Origin of the sequence: Hymenobacter ginkgonis (genome assembly GCF_009755225.1) — a bacterium.
Lineage (GTDB): Bacteria > Bacteroidota > Bacteroidia > Cytophagales > Hymenobacteraceae > Hymenobacter > Hymenobacter ginkgonis.
In genome coordinates this window covers 395,260-413,320 of sequence record NZ_WQKZ01000004.1, presented here as the reverse complement: position 1 = coordinate 413,320, position 18,061 = coordinate 395,260, and the positions used below count along the sequence as shown (strand labels likewise).

The following is an 18,061-nucleotide window of genomic DNA, read 5'->3' as shown; positions in this document are numbered from 1 at the left end:
GTAGGAGAGAAGCAAGCCAAACAGAACGTCCTGCTGAACTGCTTCAACCAGCTCAGCAGGACGTTCTATAATTGACCACTGCTTGATTTATTGCGCCGCCAGATGAAGCCATCGAGCACGTAGTGCGTGCTTTGCGGCAGGGCCAGCAGGGGCACCAGCCACATCAGCAGGGTGGGCTCGGCCACGGGGGGTAGGTGCTGAAACCAGCCAAACACGGTGCCGTGCTCGCGCCATACTAGCCCATCCCAAAGGCCTTCTTCAAGGAAAGCAAACAGGGCGATGGCGCCCAGGAAGAGGGGTAGGCCGTAGCGGCCTGCCCACCAGCCGCGCCCGGCAGCGGGGGTAGGGCGGCGGCTCCAAACCAGCGCCAAGTACGGCACGCCGTGGGCTACTACGTTGAGCAGCGTAAACGCCAGGTCGCCGTTGAAAAGCACAATGCCCGCGTACCAGGAGAGCGCAGTGCCGCCCAGTAGCAGGTTGCGGGGTAGGTTGAAGCGGCGGGTGCGGTAGTAGCGCCAGGTTTCGCGCCCCAAATAGACCAGTAGCAAGGCCAAGTACAGGCCAGTTGCCAAGTGGCGGCCCAGCGGCCAGTCACGCTGCACAAAGTCGCCCTCCACAAACCAATTAAAGTTGCGCGGCGGCGATAAGTGCCAGTAGAGCAGCGGGTAAAGTGTGGCTGCGTAGATAAGCGCCGGGTTCAGCCACGCGCCGGGGGTAGGGGTTTCTTGCCGGCCATAGAGCCGCATAAACCCGTACTGCTGCCGCACAAAATGAAACACCGCCAAGTAAGCCAGCGCCCGCCAAAATACTAGTGCACCCGCCGCGTGTAGCACCACGCCGCCCGCGTAGCAAGCCAGGGGCGCCGCCCATAGCAGGGTGCGCCGCTGCCGCCGCTGCACGGGGTCGAAATACGTCTGGAACAACGTGCCGTACACGTGCGCCACGTCAATGAGCAGCACCACGCCTACCCAGGCCAGCAGGGGCAGTTCGGTGGTGTGGCGAAAGGGTGCGGGCAGCAGCGCCACCACCGCCAGGGCCACGAAGGGCGGCGCCAAAATCAGCCAGCCATCGTAGCGAGGCGAGCGAATCCAGGGTTGGCGCAGGGGCGTGGGGTAGGGCATGGCGGCCCGCAAAATAGCACGCTGCCGCGGGTCGGGCAGGGCTTAGTGGCCTGGGCTAGACGTGTCGTTGGTGATGGGCGGTGGCGCCATGGGCCTTCCTGTGGCGCTACTATCGGCCGCGGGTGGGGTGCCGCCAACTTTGGTGGCGGCCGAATCGGTGCCGAGCATGCTGCTGGGGGTGCTGGTAGTGGTGTTGTCGGCGTTGCCGTTGCAAGCGCCCAGGAGGCTGCCGCCCAGCAAAAGGGCCGCCAGGGCCCGGTAAGACATGGAGTTCCGCATGGTGAAAAGAGAGTTTTAAAGGCTTAAGTTGGCTTATACGAAGCTGGGCCTCATTGGAGTTGGCTGGCGCTAGGCGAAGCGCTATCTTGCTCCGCTAACCTAAACTATTGCGCGCTTTATGGAGCCAACTGCTACTTCAATTTACGCTTTCTCTGATACCAAGCCGGCCACCGAAGAGGTGCAGGTGTTGCTGAGCCTTACCAAATTTACGGCGCTTTGCCTGGCTACGGGCGGGCTCTACGGCCTGTGGTGGCAGTACAAAACCTGGCGGTTTTTTAAGCAGCGCCAACAGTCGGATATCTGGCCGGTGGCGCGCGCCATTTTCAGCTTATTTACAATCAATGAGCTGTTTAAAAACATCGGCCGGTTTTCGGGCAGTGTGGGTTTAGTGCCTGCCTATAATGCTGGCAACCTGGCGGTTGGCTACATTATCCTAAGCCTGCTAGCGCGGTTGCCCGACCCTTATTGGCTAATTTCGCTATTCGCGTTCACGTGCTTGCTGACGCCCTATCAGCAGTTTGCGGCGGCCCTACGGCAGTCCTCGGAATATCCCACGCGCGAGCAGGCAGGCTTTAGCTTACGGCAAGTAGGCGCACTGATTTTTGGTACGCTCATCTGGGTGTTAGCGTTTTACAGCCTGGCCCAGCCAACGTAGCGCTAGCTCGCGCGTGGTTCTGCCAGTACCGCCCGCGCCGCCCGTATTCCCTGGTGAAAGGCTTCTTCAAAAATAGATACGCCACTGAGGTCGGTGTGGGCCAGGTGCACGCGGCCGCCCAGCTGGGGCTGCGCTGCTTGCTGGCGCGCTGGGCCCCACACGTAGCCGGGGGTAGGGGCCACCATGCCGTGGCCCCACACCCAGAGTTCGGCCGCCTGCACCTGGGCGGCTAGGCCGGGGTGCATCAGGTCGAGTTCCGTGAGCACGAGCGTCAGCCACTGGTCGTAGGTGCTGGCCAGGGCGTGGCGGCGGGCGGCTACTGGGTCGGCCGCATCGGTAGGCAGCGCCCAATAAAAGGTAAGGCTCTGCGGACCATCGGTTTCGAAGCCGCGCAGGGCTTGGTGCTCAGCGTCGATATAGCCGAGGGCGGGGCTGCCGTAGCGCACATTGTCCCAGCACAGCGGCTGGCCCGCGCCGCCGGGGTAGGCCGCCACTGTGAGGTTGGCCACCAGCCAGGGCGCGTGCAGCGGCGCCAGCAGTGGCGGGTTGGGTAGCAGGTGCTTCGTGACGTGCCAGGGGGTAGCCAGCACCACCTGCCGGGCCAGTAGGCGCGTGCTTTGCTGGGTGGCGTTGTCAAAAGCCAGCACTTCAACGCGCCCGTCGGTGGCCGCTTTCAGCCCAAAAACCAGAGTGTTAGCCCGCACCTGTCCGGGGCCGCCTTGCTGCCGCAAGGCATTGGCCAGGAAGTGGTTGCCCTGCGGCCACGTAAGTACGGCATCGGGCGGGGCGTTGTGGGCGCGGCCTTTGCGGGCGGCGAAGTAGTGTAGCCCAGCCCACGCCGAAATTTGCGCGGCGGGCACGCCAAAATCGTCGCGGTACGAGTAGTCGAGGTACCAGCGCAGGTATTCCGAGTGGTAGCCGTGGCGCGTTAGCCAGTCGGCCATCGTTTCGGCATCGAGCTGCCGGGTGGCCAGGTCGCTCGACGACCAGGCGAGGGGTAGGGCAAACAGGTCGCGGCCGTCGGGGCCGGTGGCGTGGCGTAGGCGTTCCATCGCGGCCAAGAAGCGCGCTAGCTCGGCGCGGTCGGCGGGCGGCACACCCACCTCGGGCACCAGGCCAGCTTGCCAGTGGCCGTGCAGCAGCAGGCGCTCGGCGGGGTCGTGGCAGAGGGCAGTTTCGTCGTAGATGGGTAGCCGCGCGGGCGCCGGGCCGTAGCCCGTCAGCACGCCCGCTTCTTGCAAAAAGGCCAGCACCGCGGTATCGCGCACGTCGGGAATGGGCAAGTAATGGGCGCCCCACGGGTAGGCCGTGCGAGCATTGTGGCCAGACGCCGAATTGCCGCCCGTGTCAGCCTCTAGCTCCAGGAGCAGGGTAGGGCGGCCGGGAGCCAGCCGCTGCAGCTCGCGCCGCGCTGCCAGCCCACTAATGCCGCCGCCAATGATGAGAATATCCACCTCCTCGGTGCGCGAGGGGGTAGGGATGGTGCGAAGGTCGCGCAGGCGGTGGCCCAGCGCGTGGCCCGCCCCGCGCAGCTGCCCCCGCACGGCCGAGTGCGCCGGCGTGCAGCCGGGCACGCTGCTTACCAAGCCCGCCAGCAAAGTGCCGGCGAGGCCCGCGCTGGCCTGGGCGATGAATTGACGACGGGGAATAGACAAAATAGGAAAGGTTAATCGGTTGCCGTTGAAGCTAGTTAATGAGCCAAAAAAACGTCACGCTGACGACAGGAAGCATCGCGCTTGCTTCATTCAACGATTGATTGACTTACTGTCCTTAGCGAGATGCTTCCATCGTTAGCATGACGTTCCTTTTTTAGCATATTTACCTCCTGCGTACGCCCTATTACTCACTGCCCATACGGGCCCCACTCTTCCTCAAAGTACCGCACCAAGGCCTGGTTATTAAGCTGGTTAATATCAGTCGGAACCTCGCTCATATCGGGTGGAAAGCGGCGCATCTCGTTAATAACCTGGGGGGTAGCGAAGCGCAGGCCGGCGGGCAGCGGGCCCCCGTCGGGGCGCCAGGTGCCGGGTGCGGCCTGGGCCAGCACGTAGCCCCATTCGCCAAACGAGGGCACGTAGGCGTGGTATGGCACTGCGCTAAAGCCGCTGGCCGCCAGCGTGTGCACCACGCACCAGTAGGCGCGCCGGGCCACGTAGGGCGAGGTAGCCTGCACCACCACCAGCCCGCCCGGCCGCAGCCGCTGGCGTAGGGTTTGGTAGAAAGCTGTGGTGTACAGCTTGCCGATGGAGTAGTTGCCGGGGTCGGGAAAATCGACCAATACCACGTCGTAGCGGGCCGTGTCTTGTCGAATCCAGGCGTAGGCGTCGGTGTTGTGCACCTCCACTTTAGATGATAGTAAGGAGTTGTGGTTCAACTCGCGCAGCAACTGGTTGCTGCGGAAAAGCCGGGTCATGGCCGGGTCGAGGTCTACCAGCCGGATGTGCTGCACCTGCGGATACTTTAGCAGCTCGCGCACGGCCAGGCCATCGCCGCCACCCAGCACCAGAATGCGGTGGGCGCGGGGGCGGTCTTGCATGGCTGGGTGCACCAGCGCCTCGTGGTAGCGGTACTCGTCGGCGGAGCTAAACTGAAGGTTGCCATTGAGAAATAAGCGCAGTTCGCCGCGGTGGTTGCCCGTAAGCACTAGGCGCTGGTAGGGCGTGCTTTGCGCATAAATGACGGTGTCTTGAAACACCTCGCCCTCGGCGTAGCGCTGGATGCGCTCGGCCCCGACTACCCCCACCCCCAGCGCCAGCAAGGCCAGGATAATGAGTGCCAGGTAGCGCCGCCGGTAGGGCCGCGTTTCGTCAAAACCCAGCAGGCTCACGCCCGCAACTACCACGTTCAGGGCCCCAAAAAGCAGGGCGGTGCGCACTAGTCCCAACCGCGGCACCAGCACCAGCGGGAAGATGACGGCCGCCAGCAGCGAGCCCACGTAGTCGAAAGTAAAAACCCGGGCCACCAATTCTTTAAAAGCCAGCCGGCCTTGCAAAATGCGGAGCAGCAGCGGGATTTCGAGGCCCACCAGCGCGCCCAGCAGCCCCACCAGCCCGTAGAGCAGCACCCGAAACGAACCTACGTGCGCAAAAAGCCCAAACAGCAGCGGCGCCGACGCGCCGCCCACCAGCCCCACCAATATTTCGAGCCGGATAAACCAACGTAGCAGCGGCCCACCTAGGTAGCGCGACAGCCACGACCCTACCCCCATGCTGAAGAGGTAGACGCCGATAACCGTCGAAAACTGCGTTACCGAATCGCCGAGTAGGTACGAGGCCAACGTGCCGGCAATCAGCTCGTAGAGCAGGCCGCAGGTGGCAATTACAGCCACCGAGCCCAGCAGAATGGCCGGCCGGGGGGCACCGGCCGGCGCTAGTTGTTGGGCAGCCCGCGCCCGTCGGCGGCGCATCAGCACCGATTCCTCACCCATGAATGGCCGCGCTAATAATGAGGGATACCGCCAGCATAAACGCCGCCGCCACAATGGCCAGCGCCGTGTTGTGCTCTTCTAGAATTTCGCGGCGCAACGTGCCCGGTGTCAGCTTGTTAAACAGGTAAAAGCTGATAACCAAAATGACGATGCCCAGCAGCGAGTACACGACGGAAGCGCTGAGCGCCTTGGGGTTGAGGTATTCCATGGGGGGTAGGCTTATTTGTGGTAGAAGTGCGCTGCACCGCCGTGGCCACCGGCGCGGCCCGGGCCGGCTAGTTCGGTTTCGGCGCTCTCATTGTCGTCGCCGAGCAAGCGGTAGCTAGCAAAGCTGGCCCATATAAAAAGACCCAAGCCCAGCACGGCTAGCCCCGTATACACCGGCCAGCTCCGCATGGCGGCCCAGTACAGGCGTAGTAAATCAAGCATCGGACGGATAACTTAAAAAGGAGAGAAGTCACTGTTGGCCCAGCGGTCTTGCTCGAAACCACGCCGGCGCCACCCGCCTAGTAGGGGCACAAGCGCGAGCGCTCCTAACACCACAAAGTAATTGGACCAGAGTGGGGAATTGATTTCGGTATCTAGCCGCAGCTCCGTGGGGCCGGCGCCGCTATCCAGGCTGGGGTATAGGTTGAAATGGTAGCGGCCGGCCGGCACGGCGGCCAGCAGGGCGTCGGCCGAGCGGTCGCCTTCGGTCCAGGCATAGCCGTCTTCTACCCCTTGGTAAAACTCAAGCGAACGCGTGAATTCGTAGCCCCGGCCAGTTTGCTCATTCACCAGGCTCGCCGTCACTTCTACCCAGTGGTTGGTGAGAGAAGGCGCGGTGAGCGTTACGTGCAAGGCCGTGGCGCGGCTCAGGGTAAACGGCTTGGACGTGAGCATCTGGGTAGTAGCGGCCGGGCCTGCCTCAGCGACCGAAAAGTCTTCTTGAGGCAGCTGCTCCGGCTGGTGCAGGCCCAGCAGCACTGCCTGCGCCAAGCTCAGCAGTACCAGGGTAACCAGTGCCAGGCGCTGTAGCTGCGGCCAGCCGGGCACCGGCGCGGGCTGGGCCGCCCCTACGCCCACCCGGTCGGGCAGCTCGCGCGGCGCCACGCCAAAGGCCGCCGCTACTTCGGCTGGCTCGAGGTACTCGGCCAGGTACCAGGTAGAGCGTTCGTCGGGCTTGTGCTCGCTCGAGAGCAGGTAAGGCGGGGCAGTAAATTCTTGGATAGTAAGCTTTTCATCCTCTAGAATATTCCAGTCGAACTCACCTAGCGCATCGCGCACCAGTGGTTGGTAGCGGTGCCAAAGCTGGTAGTGGCGCCCAGTAGTGGGGTCGCGCCAACTCTTTTCGCGGTAAGGCTTGCCACTGCGAATACCTGGAAAGCGCGGCGCCCGCCGAATAAGCAGCCAATGGCCTTGGTACTCGGCCAGTTGCAGCGGCAGGTCGGCCGGTTCGGGGCTGGGTAGCGGCGCGGCGGGGCGCAACTGGTATTCGCGCCACTCGGCCACGCGGTCCTGCTTTTCGCCGCGCACCTGGTAGCCGGTTACGCGGCAGTGGTAGCCGCCTAGCACGCCCGTAGCGCCCAGTGGCAGGCTGGGGCCAGGCAGCAGGGCTTTTTTGAAACCATAGAGGCGGTGGGCGGTGGTCGTAGCCGCGGGTATCGTCCTAAAAAAAGAGCGGCATTCGAAGCAGCCGAAGTAGCGGCTACGGGCCGGGTCGTGGCACGGGAGCTGCGCCGCACACTGCGGGCACACAACCCAACTAGTTGAGGCGGCGGGGGGTAGGGCTTCGCTCATCGCAGTACTTCGGCGTAGGCGCGCGCTTCGCCCTCAAAAAAGGCCAGCGTAGCCTGGTACACGGCTCGCACGGTGGCGTGGTTATCCTGCCGAAAGTTCGACAAAAACACGTCGAACGTCGCCAATTCGTGCTCGGGCCAGGTATGGATGCTGAGGTGTGATTCGGTGAGGGCCAGCACCGCCGTAAAGCCCGCGTTTTCGGCAAATACGTGGTAGACCTCGCCCACGCTGGTGAGGCCCAGCTGCGCCACCAGCGCAGCGAAAAAACGCTGGCTGCCCGCCGCATCGCGCAGCCGGGCGGCGGGCGCACCAAAGGTGGCCAGCACGTGCAAGCCGGGGGCGTAGGGCGGGGGTAGGGCCGGGGCGGTGGCCAGGGTAGAAGGCAAAACGAGCGTCACGGCTGCAATACTACGGCGACGGGCGTTCACTCGCTACTAACATGAAGCTGGCGTATGTTTGACCTCGTAAACGTACTGGGCTGGTGAATAGCACCGCCAACTAGGCTCTTATGAATTCCCTGCCCCGCGCCCAAGAAAAATTATATTTCCAAAGTTCTGCTGGCAAGCTGTACTACCAGCCGGCGGGCTACGTGCGCCTAGCTTGGACCGCCGGCCGCATTCCGCTCGAAATGGTGCAGGCGTTCTACGAGCAAGTTCTGGAGTTGCTGCACAGCACGGGCGTGCGGCGCATCTTATCCGACCACGGCCAGCGCTCGCCCCTGCCCGCGGCGGCTCAGGAGTGGCTCACCACCAATTGGATACCGCGCGTTATTGCCCAAACCAATACCCGCCACTGCGCCATCGTGGAGGGCGCCGACCCCATGCACCGCCTCTCGACGCAGTCTATAGTAAGCACCGCGCCCAACGGCTTTCAGTTTAAGCGCTTCGATGCCATCGAGCCCGCCGAGGAGTGGCTAGCTAAAATAGACGCGGGCGCTAAGTAAGTTGGCTTGAGCGCGTAAAGCGGCTATTAAACAGATATAGGCAAAGTCAAAAGAGGCAAAAAAGAACGTCCTGCTGAGCTTGTCGAAGCATTTTGTTCGCCTCGTCTGGGTTCGTCCAACGAGGCGAGCGAGGTGCTTCGACAAGCTCAGCAAGATGTTCTTTTTTATATAAGAATTTAATTGATTTCTAGCTCTTTACTAGAGGAAAACGCCGGACTGCGCCCGCACAATTACCCGGCGGCTAATCAGGCTTAAACGCAAACAGCCCGGCTGCTAGGCCGGGCTGTTTGGTTGTGGAGGGGGTAGGGGCTACCCCTACCACAGGCTTATTGCTTCACAAAGTGCTGGCTGAAGCTGTGCTGGCCGTCGCTGGCTAGCACGGTGTAGAGGCCGCTGGCCAGGCCCGACACATCGAGCTGCCCGTTGCCGGCGTAGTGGGCTGCTAGCACCTTGGCGCCCAGCGCATCCACTACGGCCACCGACGTGAGGTCGGCGCCGTTGGTGAGCGTCAGTTGGAGGTGGTCGGTGGCGGGATTGGGGTACATTTCGAGGCGAGCATCGCCGCTAATGGTAGCGGCGGCCAGGCCGGCTTGCGTAGCGGTGGCCGCAATGGCCGCGCCACCCGTGATGGTCACCGAGTAATCCTCCGTTTCGCCGTAGCTATAGGTGCCACAGCTGGTAGTGGCGCTAGCGTCGCTCATCACTACGCGCAGGCGGGTTTTGCCCGTTTTGGCCGTGGTGGGCACCGTGAAGGTGCTGGTGAGCGTTCCCGTGCTGGCGCTGCTGCCGCTCACGATGGTTTCGCCGGTGTCAGCAAAGTCTCCATCCTGGTTATAGTCGATGAAAATCTTCCAATACTCGGTGTAAGCCGAACCCGTGAAGCCCGCCGAGAAGCTGATAGTCTGGCTCGAGCCGGCCGCCACGCTGGTGCTCAGGGCCGTGCCATCGTAGTAGCCACCATTGGCGGCGCTGGTGCGGTTGATGCCGGTGCCCAGCTTCACGAGGTCGATGTACTCATAGGCTTGCGAAGTGCCTTTGCTGGTGCAATAGGCAGTGGTGGTAGGAGGGGGGGTAGTGCCGCCATAAGCTGCGCCCACGCCCACCGCGTACCAAGCATTCGTAACGGCTTGCACCTGCGTCGAGCCGGCGCCGTAGAGGTCAGTCGCCGCCTGAATCGAGTAGGTGCGGGCGTTGGCGTAGGTCGAGCTGGCCGTCATATACACGCTTTCCATGCGGAAGGTGATTTTGGCCGCCGCCGAAATACCGAGCGCAGCCACCGAGTAAGCATTGCCCGACTCGTTGGTGCCCGATTTGCCCATGCTGATGAGGTAGTACCAGTAGTTGAGCACGCCCGAGTTGGTGTGCACGCCGCCCTGGTCGTTGGCATTGGAAGGTGCCGTGGTAGTAGCCGCCCAGTATTTGCCCTTGTACAAAGCGGGCTGGCCATACAGGTTGGGGTTGCTCATCGAGCGCAGCGCGCCGCCGGCTTTCATAATGTCCTCGCCAATATCCCAAGTCGATTTGGTGAGGCCCAAGTTATCGCAGGTATATTTTTCCACGCTAGCGCCCCAAATGTCGGACAAGCCCTCGTTCATGGCGCCCGACTCGTTGGCGTAGGTGAGGTTGGCCGTTTTTTCGCACACCGCGTGGCCGATTTCGTGGCCGCACACGTCGAGCGCCGTCAGCGGCTTGAAGGTGCTGGCGCCGTCGCCGTAGGTCATTTCGGTGCCGTCCCAGTAAGCATTTTCGTAGCCCGCGCCGCCCGGTACGTCATCAAAGTGCACGTAGCTCTTGATTTTGGCGCCCGCGTTGTCGTAGCTGTTGCGGGCGTGCACACCCTTCCAATAGTCGTAGGTAGCCTGCGCGCCAAAGTGCGCATCGCCGGCCACGTTGTCGTAGTTGGCGTTGTTATATTCGGCGGCCGTCCAGTTGTTATCGGCATCCACGAAGTCGGTAGCGGCCGTGTAGCTGTTGCTTTTCTTGCAGTTATACGTCTCAATGCCCAGGCCGCGGGTGTACTCGCGCAGGTGGTAGCCGCCGGTTGCCGTTTCGGTAGCCAGCGAACGGGTGCCGCTGTATGCCGTGGCAAACGTGGCCGTGGCGCCCGTGGCGTGCTTGATGATGGCGTCGCGTAGCACGATGTCGCCAGTGTTGGCATCCACGTAGATGTAGGTGCGGCTCACCGGCTGCTGGGCATACACGTTAAATTTCCAGGCCAGCACCAGCGGGCCATCGCCCTCGGCATTTTGGCGGTTGTCGCGCACCAGTACTAGGTCGCCCATGGGGCGGTAGGTAGCAGTGGCGCTATTGGCTTGCAGCTTTAAGCCCGCTTCCTCCACGCCATCCTGCCACATGTATTTCTTGGCGCCCACAAAGGCTAGTGCCTTGGCCAAGGCCGCGTCGGCGCTCAGCGAGGGCTGCACGCTCAGCGTGGGCACAGCCTCGTAGTCGCCGCTGATGCTTTGCACCTGGTTGGCGCGCGAGTGCACCGTATAGGTAGCGTGCTCTATTTTAACGCCCTTGTAGTACTGGTCAAATTTCTGGTGGCTAAAGCCCAACTGGTCGGTTTCGAGCTTGGCAGGACGCATCTGCTCGTTGGCACCCAGGTTAAGCTGCTGGCGCAACACTTGTGCCCCATCGGTAGCAGCAAGGGTAGCCCGGCCCGCGGCCGAAAATTCAACGAGGGTAGGCTGGCCATCGGTACCCAGTTCTTTTTTCTGCACGAGGCTAGCCTGGGCTTTGGCTAGGTGAGGCAAGGCAGCAACTCCCAGCGCAAGCCAGGCAGCAACATAGTATTTATTGGTCATGTGGTGGGAGAGGAGTAGAGGAAAAAACGATAGATAGGAAATTGGATTGATGCCTAGCGGCCACGCAAGGTAGCCAAATAATCCGGCTGCTAGTTTTAGTAAAAATGAAGTAATAATGAAGCTGCAAAAGCCTAATTGTTAAATGTAATGAGCCGATTTTGCCAAAAAAAAGCCTTTGCATCACATGCAAAGGCTTTTGGTTAGGCGCACTAGTAAAAAGGTGACTTGCTAAATGAATTTTTACTTAACTTGGCCTAAGAATTGTTGTGCGCAATAATGGTATTTTATTAAGATTAATATTTTTATAAAAAGCCAAAATATTACACATTGCCTGGTCAATAAGCCTGCTTTTTGAAAGGAATTGAGTAGGCTATTGCACCAAGCATAATTGCGCTAGGTCTTTGGCCGCTTGCCAGCGACTGCCTTACCCCCTTACAACTCGCGCACCCAGATGTTGCGGAAGCTAACGGGCTCGCTCTTATCGCCGTGCGCCTGTAGCTTGATGGACGCCGGGCCGTGGGCCTGGCCCTCGTAGCTGGGCGGGCCAATGTAGCGGGTGGGGCCGGCCAGCTCCACGTTGTTTTGCACCACTACGCCGTTGAATAGTACCGTCACGCGGGCCGGCGTCTGCAAGGTTTGGTCGGCTTTGAAGGTGGGCGCCGTCCAAACCACGTCGTACGACTGCCACTCGCCCGGCTTGCGAGCGGGGTTAGCCAGTGGCACGCGCTGCTTATAAATGCTGCCCGCCATGCCGTTCACATACGTTTTGTTGTTGTACGAATCCAGCACTTGCAGCTCGTAGCCCAGGTCGCCTTTGCCCAGCGAGGCCAGAAATACGCCGCTGTTGCCGCGCGCCTGCCCCGTGCCCGTAATGTTGGCTGGCACGCGCCACTCCAAGTGCAGCTGGTAGTTGGTGAAGGTGCGCTTGGTTTCGATGTTGCCCGTAGTCTTATCGACGGTGAGTACGCCGCCGGTTACTTTCCACTTAGCAGGCGCATTGCGGTCGTCGGCCGTTACCCACTGGCTCAGGTCCTGGCCATTGAATAAAACCACGGCATCCGAAGGCGCCGCCTCAAAATTGGGGACGGCCACCACGGGTTTGGGTACCGGCTCATACACTTCGGTGTCTTCTGGCTTGCCGGCCTGCTGGGCGTGCGCCAAAGAAATAGTGCCGAGTACTAGCGCAGTCGAAAAAAGGCTAAGCTTCATAGGTGGGAGAAAGTAAGGGGGGTAGGAAGTAAACCGCGGATGCTGCGAATCCGCGCGGGGTCAAATCTGGGTAAGCGAACGCACGGGCTCACCGAAGCCATGCGGCACTACACATCGCAGAGCTGCACGGCTTGGCGCAGCGAGGCCAACTTGTCGGCCTTTTGGGGCACAAACTCCTGCGCCACATAGCCCTGAAAACCAGTTGCCTTAATGGCGCGCATAATGGCCGGGTAGTTCAGTTCCTGCGAGTCGTCGATTTCGTGGCGGCCGGGCACACCCGCGGTGTGGTAGTGCGCGATATACTGGTGGTTATCAGTGATGGTGCGGATGACGTCGCCCTCGTCAATCTGCATGTGGTAGATGTCGTAGAGCAGCTTAAAATGCTCCGAACCCAGGCGCTTTGCCAGCGCCACACCCCAGCTGGTGCGGTCGCACTGGTAGTCGGGGTGGTTGATTTTACTGTTTAATAACTCCATCACCAACACCACTTTGTGTTGGGCGGCCAGAGCCACGAGTGGCTGCAAGCCGCGCACGCAGTTGGCCAGGCCCACCTCGTCCGACATGCCGCGGCGGCTGCCGCTAAAGCAGATGAGGTTGGTGAAGCCGGCCTGGGCCACCAGCGGAATCATGTCGGCGTACTGCTTTTGCAGCCGCGCATGAAACTGCGGGTCGTTGAAGCCGTCGGTGAGGTTGATTTCGGCGCCGTTGCACATGGGCGAGTCCAGGCCGTGCTTTTTCAGCGTGGGCCAGTCGGTCGGCCCCACCAGGTCAATGCCTTTTATGCCCATTGCCTTAGCTGCCACGCACAGCTGCTCCACAGATAAATCGTTGAAACACCAGCGGCACACCGACTGCTTGAGGTTGTTTTTGAGCGGGGCGTTTTGTTCGGCTTGCTGGTTTTCTTGCATCGTGCAGGCGTTGGCAATGCCCAGCGCGCCCACCGTGGCGGTGCTGGTTAGGAGGCCTTTGAGCGCGGCGCGGCGGTTCCAAGTACTGCTGCTCATAACGAGGGCTAGCTGGCCTGCGCCAGGGAGGAGGGGATAGGGTCGTAGGCGGCGGGCTCGGCCGTGGCGGTCTGGGTATTGCGCTCCCGAAACAGCAGCAAAAACACCAGCAGCACCACCACCGCAATGCCAGCCGGAATCAGCCAAATCATGCGCCAGTCGTGGGCGCCGCCGGCCAGTTGGTAGTTATCAAAAACGCGGCCCGATAGCAGCGTGCCAATTAACATGCCTACCCCATAAGTGGCCAGCGTGATAAAGCCCTGCGCCGAGCTTTTGAACCGCTCACCGGCCAGGTTGTCGGTATAAATCTGGCCCGTTACGAAGAAGAAATCGTAGCACACGCCGTGCAGCACAATGCCCGCAATCAGCATCCAGTAGTTGCCCAGGCCATTGCCGTAGGCAAAAAATACGTAGCGCACTACCCAAGCTGCCATGCCGATGGCCAACATTTTTTTCACGCCCAGCTTGCTGAAAAACAAGGGAATAGCCAGCATAAACAGCAGCTCCGATACTTGCCCCAAGCTCTGCACGCCGGCGGCGCCCTTCATGCCCACCTCGTTCAGGAAGGGATTGGTGAAGCCGTAGTAGAACGCCAGCGGAATGCAGATGGCGATAGACGCCAGGAAGAAAATCAGGTACGAGCGGTTGCGCAGCAGGCCGATGGCATCGAGGCCCAACAGGTCGCCGAGCGAGCTCGACTGGCCGCTCTTCACGGGCGGCGTGGCTGGCAGCGTGAAGCTAAACACGCCTAGTAGCGCCGAGGCTGCGGCAGCCATCGTGAAGGTGGCCCGCAAGCTATCGGTCTGCTCCCAGTTCAGCCAGCCGATGGTGAGGCCCGCAATAATCCAGCCCAGCGTGCCCAACACCCGGATGGGCGCAAACTCTTTCTGCGGGTCTTTCATTTGCCGAAACGCGATGGAATTGACCAGCGCTAGCGTCGGCATGTACAAAATCATGTACGTTAAGATGTTGGGGTAGAAGCTGCTAAAGTCGGGCGAGGAGGCCGCGCGCCACAGCAGCAGTGCCCCCGCTAGGTGCAGCACGCCCAGGATTTTTTGGGCCGAAAAGAAGCGGTCGGCGATGAGCCCGATGATGAACGGCGCCACAATTGCCCCAATGGACTGCGTTAAAAACGCTACCCCCACCTGCGTGCCCGAGGCCTTGAGGTTGTGCAGCAAGTAAGTCCCGAGCGTCACAAACCACGCCCCCCAGATGAAGAACTCCAGGAACATCATGATGGACAGCTTAATCCGAATAGTGGCAGTCATAGGCGGGGGTGGGGGTAGGGAAGAATAAATTAGGGGTTGTGAAGGAAGCTATATGTTTAGGCCAGTTGGCCGCCCGGCTGAGCTTGCCTTTGTTGCTTTCTATGCAGCCTCCTGATTCGCAGCTTGTTGATTGCCTACTTGAGGCTGAGAATGTAGCGAATAATTTCTTTCGAGTCGCCTTCAGACAGGCCAGGGTGAGGAGTCATGGCAATATCGCCCCAGTGGCCACTGCCCCCCTTAATTACTTTATCGGCCAGCATGGTGATGTTGGCGGGGGTAGCGGGGTACTTCTGCGCCACGGCTACGTAGGCGGGGCCAAGTAGCTTGTCGCGCTCGCGGTGGCAACTGGCGCAGTCGGCCGAGGCCATTAGCTGGGCCCCTTTGCCGGCCGGTGTGCCGGTGGTGGAGGTGCCGATTTTGGTGCTGCTGGTATCTACCTGCGGCTGGTGCGCCACAGCCGCCACATTAGAGCCGGTGGTGCTGTCTTCCTTCAGCGGGTCGGTGGCGTCGGTAGAGGCGGGTCTTTTTACGGTGTCGGGGCCGTCTTGCTTGTAGCCCGAATCGCAGGCTGCGAGCAGGGCGCACGCACTCAGGAGGAGAAAAGCCTTTTTCATGAGGAAAAATCTACGAAAAGTTAGAGTCCTAGTATGGTCTTGTTGAGGGCGTTATCAATGCCCGAGGCGGCGAAATCGTCGAAGGCCCGGTCGGTTACGCGAATGATGTGGTTCTGAATAAACTGCGCCCCTTCGCGGGCGCCGTCCTCCGAGTTTTTGAGGGCGCACTCCCACTCCAGCACGGCCCAGCCGGGGAAGTTATACTGCGCCATCTTGCTGAAAATGCTTTTGAAATCGACTTGCCCATCGCCCAGCGAGCGGAACCGCCCGGCGCGGTTGAGCCAGCTCTCATAGCCGCCGTACACGCCCTGCCGCCCCGTGGGATTAAACTCGGCATCCTTGACATGAAACATGCGAATGCGCTCGTGGTAGATGTCGATATACGACAAATAATCAAGGCATTGCAGCACAAAGTGCGAGGGGTCGTAAAGCAGGCAGGCCCGTGGGTGGTCGTTCACTTCGGTCAAAAACCGCTCGTAGCTGATGCCATCGTGCAGGTCTTCGCCGGCGTGAATTTCGTAGCACAGGTCCACGCCTTGGGCATCAAACTCGTCCAGAATAGGCCGCCAGCGGCGGCCCAGCTCCGCAAAGCCCTCCTCTATTAGCCCGGCCGGGCGCTGTGGCCAGGGGTACACCATAGGCCACAGCAGCGCCCCGCTGAAAGTGGCGTGCGCCGCCAAGCCCAGCCGCCGCGAAGCCTTGGCGGCGTAGGTGAGCTGCTGCACGGCCCACGCCTGGCGTGCGTGCGGGTTGCCCCGCACGGCCTCGGGTGCAAAGCCGTCGAACAGCTGGTCGTACACCGGATTAACGGCCACCAACTGGCCTTGCAGGTGGGTAGATAGCTCGGTGATTTCCAAGCCAAAACTGCGGATTTTGCCTTGCAACTCGTCGGCGTAGGTCTGGCTTTCGGCCGCCAGCTTGAGGTCGATAAAGCGCTTGTCGAGCGTGGGCAGCTGCACACCTTTAAAGCCCAGGCCGGCGGCCCAAGTGCAGATGCCTTCTAGGCTATTAAATGGCGGCTCGTCGCCGATGAACTGGGCCAGAAAAATGGCGGGTCCTTTAATCGTTTTCATGCGCAGCTACACGGTAAACTCGGTCCACTTGGCAATGGAATGGCCCGAGGCGATGACGTTTTCAATAAAAGCCATGCCGCGCAGACCTTCCTCGATGCTGGGGTAGTCCAGGGCTTCGGGGGGCGCGGGCTGGCCGGCCAAGTCGGCCTGCAACGTCAGGGCGAAGTTGCGGTAGAGGTTAGCGAAGGCTTCGAGGTAGCCCTCTGGGTGGCCGGCCGGGGTGCGCGTGTTGTGGGCCGCGTAGGAGCCAGCATAGGCGCCGCCCGTGCGCCAAATTTCGACGGGCCGGTCAAGCATCTTCACTTGCAGCGTGTTGGCATCTACCTGCTGCCACTCTACCCCTCCCTTTTCACCGTAGACCCGGATGCGGACGTTATTCTCTTCGCCAGCAGCTACTTGCGTAGCTACTAGTACACCGCTGGCGTGGCCACTCAGGCGCAGCAGCACGGCGCCATCGTCGTCGAGCTGCCTACCCTCCACCACGGTGTTGATGTCGGCGCAGAGCTTGGTTACTTGCAGGCCCGACACATACTCCAGTAGGTTGAAGGCGTGGGTGCCGATGTCGCCCATGGCGCCTGCCACGCCACTGCGAGCCGGGTCGGTGCGCCAAGCGGCCTGCTTGTTGGCGCCGCCTTCCTCAAACTTGCTAAGCCAGCCCTGCGGGTACTCCACGTACACCTTGCGGATGGTGCCCAGCGTGCCGGCGGCCACCAGTTGCCGCGCCGCCTTCACCATGGGGTAGCCGGTGTAAGTGTGCGTGAGGCAGAGGCGGCGGCCGGTGGTAGCTACCACGGCGGCTAGCTCCTTAGCCTCGGCCAGCGAGAAGGTCATGGGCTTGTCGAGTACCACATCGAAGCCGCTTTCGAGGGCCAGCTTAGCCGGTGCGAAGTGCAGGTGGTTGGGCGTTACGATGCTGATAACCTGCACGCGCTCGTTCTCGGGCCGGGCCTTTTCCTGTTCAATAAGCTCTTGGTAAGACTCATACACGCGGTCGGGCGCCAGGCCCAGCAGCTGCCCACTCGCCCGCGAGGTGTCGGGGTTGCTGCTGAAAGCACCGGCTACCAGTTCGTATTGGCCATCGAGGGCGGCTGCTAGGCGGTGCACTGCGCCAATAAAGGCGCCCGTGCCGCCGCCAATCATGCCTAATCGTAATTTCATGCAGGGCAATTTTCTAACGGATGTTTTTCCTTAAAAAGAACGTCCTGCTTCAGCAAGCTCAGCAGGACGTTCTTGGAGAATTGTACTGGCTCTCCCTACGCCTTCAGTTAAGAAAGAAAAATCAGGTAGTAGCCCAGGCGCGGTCGCCTTTTTTATACGGTACGCTGCCCTCGTACTTGCCCGGCACAGGCAAGTAGCGCAGGGCCTGGGTAGCGCCGATTTCAGAGGTGAAATATCCGAGCAGCGTCAGTTCCTTTATCATCCGGAAGTAGTGGTTGGGCTGCTCCGGTGTCTTGGTTTTACCGTAGTTTTTTTGCTCGGTATCGAGGGCCGTGAGCAGGGCTTTGCGCTGGGCGGCGTCGCAGGCCAGGAAACCTTTGCCGTTCATTTTCTGGCTGGCATCTTCGAGCTGGGTGAGGCCCTTGGTGAAGATTTCTTGGTCTTGGGGCTTGTAGCAGTCACGCACCATCACGGCCATAAAGCTGCCCACTTTGGCGGCCTTGGCGCCCGGCGTGTGGGTGGTAGGAATGATGGTGTCGCTTACCTCGTCGAGGTAGGCTATTTGCTTGGCATCGAGGGTAGGGCCGGTTTTCGCACCAGCCTGCGTTTTCTCTTTGTCGGAACTGGCCGGGCTGCACCCGGTCAGGAAATAGTCGCCCCCAATTACGGCGCCGCCCATCAATAGGGCTACGCGGGCCAGGGCATCTCTACGGTTCATCATGGC

General features: G+C 61.1%; 18 protein-coding genes. 2 read left to right on the top strand and 16 right to left on the bottom strand.

Annotation, left to right across the window (positions count from 1 at the left end):
- Positions 1-65: 65 nt before the first annotated feature.
- Together GO988_RS17760 and GO988_RS17755 are read right to left on the bottom strand one after the other, a co-directional pair.
- On the bottom strand, positions 66-1,121 hold the full coding sequence (locus tag GO988_RS17760; protein ID WP_232341575.1) for a hypothetical protein: 1,056 nt from the start codon (positions 1,119-1,121) through the stop codon (positions 66-68).
- A 42-nt stretch (positions 1,122-1,163) separates the two neighbouring features.
- A complete protein-coding gene (locus GO988_RS17755; protein WP_157567990.1) occupies positions 1,164-1,400 on the bottom strand; it encodes a hypothetical protein in 237 nt (78 codons plus the stop codon).
- A gap of 118 nt (positions 1,401-1,518) precedes the next feature.
- Here GO988_RS17755 and GO988_RS17750 point away from each other — a divergent pair, with 118 nt between their 5' ends.
- Positions 1,519-2,055 carry a hypothetical protein gene (locus GO988_RS17750; RefSeq protein ID WP_157567988.1) on the top strand — a complete coding sequence of 179 codons (537 nt, stop codon included), beginning with the start codon at positions 1,519-1,521 and terminating at the stop codon, positions 2,053-2,055.
- A gap of 2 nt (positions 2,056-2,057) precedes the next feature.
- On the opposite strand, the gene GO988_RS17745 is transcribed toward GO988_RS17750, so the two are convergent.
- From GO988_RS17745 to GO988_RS17720, 6 genes are all read right to left on the bottom strand, one after another.
- The gene (locus GO988_RS17745; RefSeq protein WP_157567986.1) at positions 2,058-3,710 is read right to left on the bottom strand and encodes an FAD-dependent oxidoreductase; all 1,653 of its coding nucleotides are present in this window, start codon (positions 3,708-3,710) and stop codon (positions 2,058-2,060) included.
- A 188-nt stretch (positions 3,711-3,898) separates the two neighbouring features.
- Positions 3,899-5,482, bottom strand: a complete 1,584-nt coding sequence (locus GO988_RS17740) for a polyamine aminopropyltransferase (RefSeq protein ID WP_232341574.1) — start codon at positions 5,480-5,482, stop codon at positions 3,899-3,901.
- Positions 5,475-5,690 carry a DUF350 domain-containing protein gene (locus tag GO988_RS17735; RefSeq protein ID WP_157567984.1) on the bottom strand — a complete coding sequence of 72 codons (216 nt, stop codon included), beginning with the start codon at positions 5,688-5,690 and terminating at the stop codon, positions 5,475-5,477. The genes GO988_RS17740 and GO988_RS17735 overlap by 8 nt, the downstream gene beginning before the upstream one ends.
- Before the next feature lie 11 nt (positions 5,691-5,701).
- Positions 5,702-5,911 (bottom strand): hypothetical protein, encoded by a 210-nt coding sequence (locus tag GO988_RS17730; protein ID WP_157567982.1) that lies wholly within the window; start codon positions 5,909-5,911, stop codon positions 5,702-5,704.
- 12 nt (positions 5,912-5,923) lie between these two features.
- On the bottom strand, positions 5,924-7,261 hold the full coding sequence (locus GO988_RS17725) for a DUF4178 domain-containing protein (RefSeq protein ID WP_157567980.1): 1,338 nt from the start codon (positions 7,259-7,261) through the stop codon (positions 5,924-5,926).
- A complete protein-coding gene (locus tag GO988_RS17720; RefSeq protein ID WP_317164909.1) occupies positions 7,258-7,659 on the bottom strand; it encodes an S-adenosylmethionine decarboxylase family protein in 402 nt (133 codons plus the stop codon). The genes GO988_RS17725 and GO988_RS17720 overlap by 4 nt, the downstream gene beginning before the upstream one ends.
- Before the next feature lie 110 nt (positions 7,660-7,769).
- On the opposite strand from GO988_RS17720, the gene GO988_RS17715 reads away from it, so the two are divergent.
- A complete protein-coding gene (locus tag GO988_RS17715) occupies positions 7,770-8,204 on the top strand; it encodes a hypothetical protein (protein WP_157567978.1) in 435 nt (144 codons plus the stop codon).
- A 326-nt stretch (positions 8,205-8,530) separates the two neighbouring features.
- On the opposite strand, the gene GO988_RS17710 is transcribed toward GO988_RS17715, so the two are convergent.
- The 8 genes from GO988_RS17710 to GO988_RS17675 form a co-directional block, all read right to left on the bottom strand.
- Positions 8,531-11,011 carry a M4 family metallopeptidase gene (locus GO988_RS17710; protein WP_157567976.1) on the bottom strand — a complete coding sequence of 827 codons (2,481 nt, stop codon included), beginning with the start codon at positions 11,009-11,011 and terminating at the stop codon, positions 8,531-8,533.
- A 432-nt stretch (positions 11,012-11,443) separates the two neighbouring features.
- A complete protein-coding gene (locus GO988_RS17705; RefSeq protein ID WP_157567974.1) occupies positions 11,444-12,220 on the bottom strand; it encodes a 3-keto-disaccharide hydrolase in 777 nt (258 codons plus the stop codon).
- A 107-nt stretch (positions 12,221-12,327) separates the two neighbouring features.
- Positions 12,328-13,224 carry a hydroxypyruvate isomerase family protein gene (locus tag GO988_RS17700; RefSeq protein WP_157567972.1) on the bottom strand — a complete coding sequence of 299 codons (897 nt, stop codon included), beginning with the start codon at positions 13,222-13,224 and terminating at the stop codon, positions 12,328-12,330.
- 8 nt (positions 13,225-13,232) lie between these two features.
- Positions 13,233-14,492: a nucleoside permease gene (locus tag GO988_RS17695; protein ID WP_157567970.1), complete on the bottom strand. Its 1,260-nt coding sequence runs from the start codon at positions 14,490-14,492 to the stop codon at positions 13,233-13,235.
- Between the two features lie 134 nt (positions 14,493-14,626).
- A complete protein-coding gene (locus GO988_RS17690; protein ID WP_157567968.1) occupies positions 14,627-15,106 on the bottom strand; it encodes a c-type cytochrome in 480 nt (159 codons plus the stop codon).
- 20 nt (positions 15,107-15,126) lie between these two features.
- Entirely contained in the window at positions 15,127-16,179 is a 1,053-nt protein-coding gene (locus GO988_RS17685) for a sugar phosphate isomerase/epimerase family protein (protein WP_157567966.1), read from the bottom strand.
- A gap of 6 nt (positions 16,180-16,185) precedes the next feature.
- Positions 16,186-17,337: a Gfo/Idh/MocA family protein gene (locus tag GO988_RS17680; RefSeq protein ID WP_198172874.1), complete on the bottom strand. Its 1,152-nt coding sequence runs from the start codon at positions 17,335-17,337 to the stop codon at positions 16,186-16,188.
- 121 nt (positions 17,338-17,458) lie between these two features.
- Entirely contained in the window at positions 17,459-18,058 is a 600-nt protein-coding gene (locus GO988_RS17675) for a gluconate 2-dehydrogenase subunit 3 family protein (protein ID WP_232341573.1), read from the bottom strand.
- Positions 18,059-18,061: the final 3 nt, after the last annotated feature.

Excerpts from the sequence above, each read along its gene's own strand:
- GO988_RS17760 (WP_232341575.1), bottom strand. The coding sequence starts at position 1,121 with ATGCCCTACCCCACGCCCCTGCGCCAACCCTGGATTCGCTCGCCTCGC.
- GO988_RS17755 (WP_157567990.1), bottom strand. The coding sequence starts at position 1,400 with ATGCGGAACTCCATGTCTTACCGGGCCCTGGCGGCCCTTTTGCTGGGC.
- GO988_RS17750 (WP_157567988.1), top strand. The coding sequence starts at position 1,519 with ATGGAGCCAACTGCTACTTCAATTTACGCTTTCTCTGATACCAAGCCG.
- GO988_RS17740 (WP_232341574.1), bottom strand. The coding sequence starts at position 5,482 with ATGGGTGAGGAATCGGTGCTGATGCGCCGCCGACGGGCGCGGGCTGCC.
- GO988_RS17735 (WP_157567984.1), bottom strand. The coding sequence starts at position 5,690 with ATGGAATACCTCAACCCCAAGGCGCTCAGCGCTTCCGTCGTGTACTCG.
- GO988_RS17730 (WP_157567982.1), bottom strand. The coding sequence starts at position 5,911 with ATGCTTGATTTACTACGCCTGTACTGGGCCGCCATGCGGAGCTGGCCG.
- GO988_RS17725 (WP_157567980.1), bottom strand. The coding sequence starts at position 7,261 with ATGAGCGAAGCCCTACCCCCCGCCGCCTCAACTAGTTGGGTTGTGTGC.
- GO988_RS17715 (WP_157567978.1), top strand. The coding sequence starts at position 7,770 with ATGAATTCCCTGCCCCGCGCCCAAGAAAAATTATATTTCCAAAGTTCT.
- GO988_RS17710 (WP_157567976.1), bottom strand. The coding sequence starts at position 11,011 with ATGACCAATAAATACTATGTTGCTGCCTGGCTTGCGCTGGGAGTTGCT.
- GO988_RS17705 (WP_157567974.1), bottom strand. The coding sequence starts at position 12,220 with ATGAAGCTTAGCCTTTTTTCGACTGCGCTAGTACTCGGCACTATTTCT.
- GO988_RS17700 (WP_157567972.1), bottom strand. The coding sequence starts at position 13,224 with ATGAGCAGCAGTACTTGGAACCGCCGCGCCGCGCTCAAAGGCCTCCTA.
- GO988_RS17695 (WP_157567970.1), bottom strand. The coding sequence starts at position 14,492 with ATGACTGCCACTATTCGGATTAAGCTGTCCATCATGATGTTCCTGGAG.
- GO988_RS17690 (WP_157567968.1), bottom strand. The coding sequence starts at position 15,106 with ATGAAAAAGGCTTTTCTCCTCCTGAGTGCGTGCGCCCTGCTCGCAGCC.
- GO988_RS17685 (WP_157567966.1), bottom strand. The coding sequence starts at position 16,179 with ATGAAAACGATTAAAGGACCCGCCATTTTTCTGGCCCAGTTCATCGGC.
- GO988_RS17680 (WP_198172874.1), bottom strand. The coding sequence starts at position 17,337 with ATGAAATTACGATTAGGCATGATTGGCGGCGGCACGGGCGCCTTTATT.
- GO988_RS17675 (WP_232341573.1), bottom strand. The coding sequence starts at position 18,058 with ATGATGAACCGTAGAGATGCCCTGGCCCGCGTAGCCCTATTGATGGGC.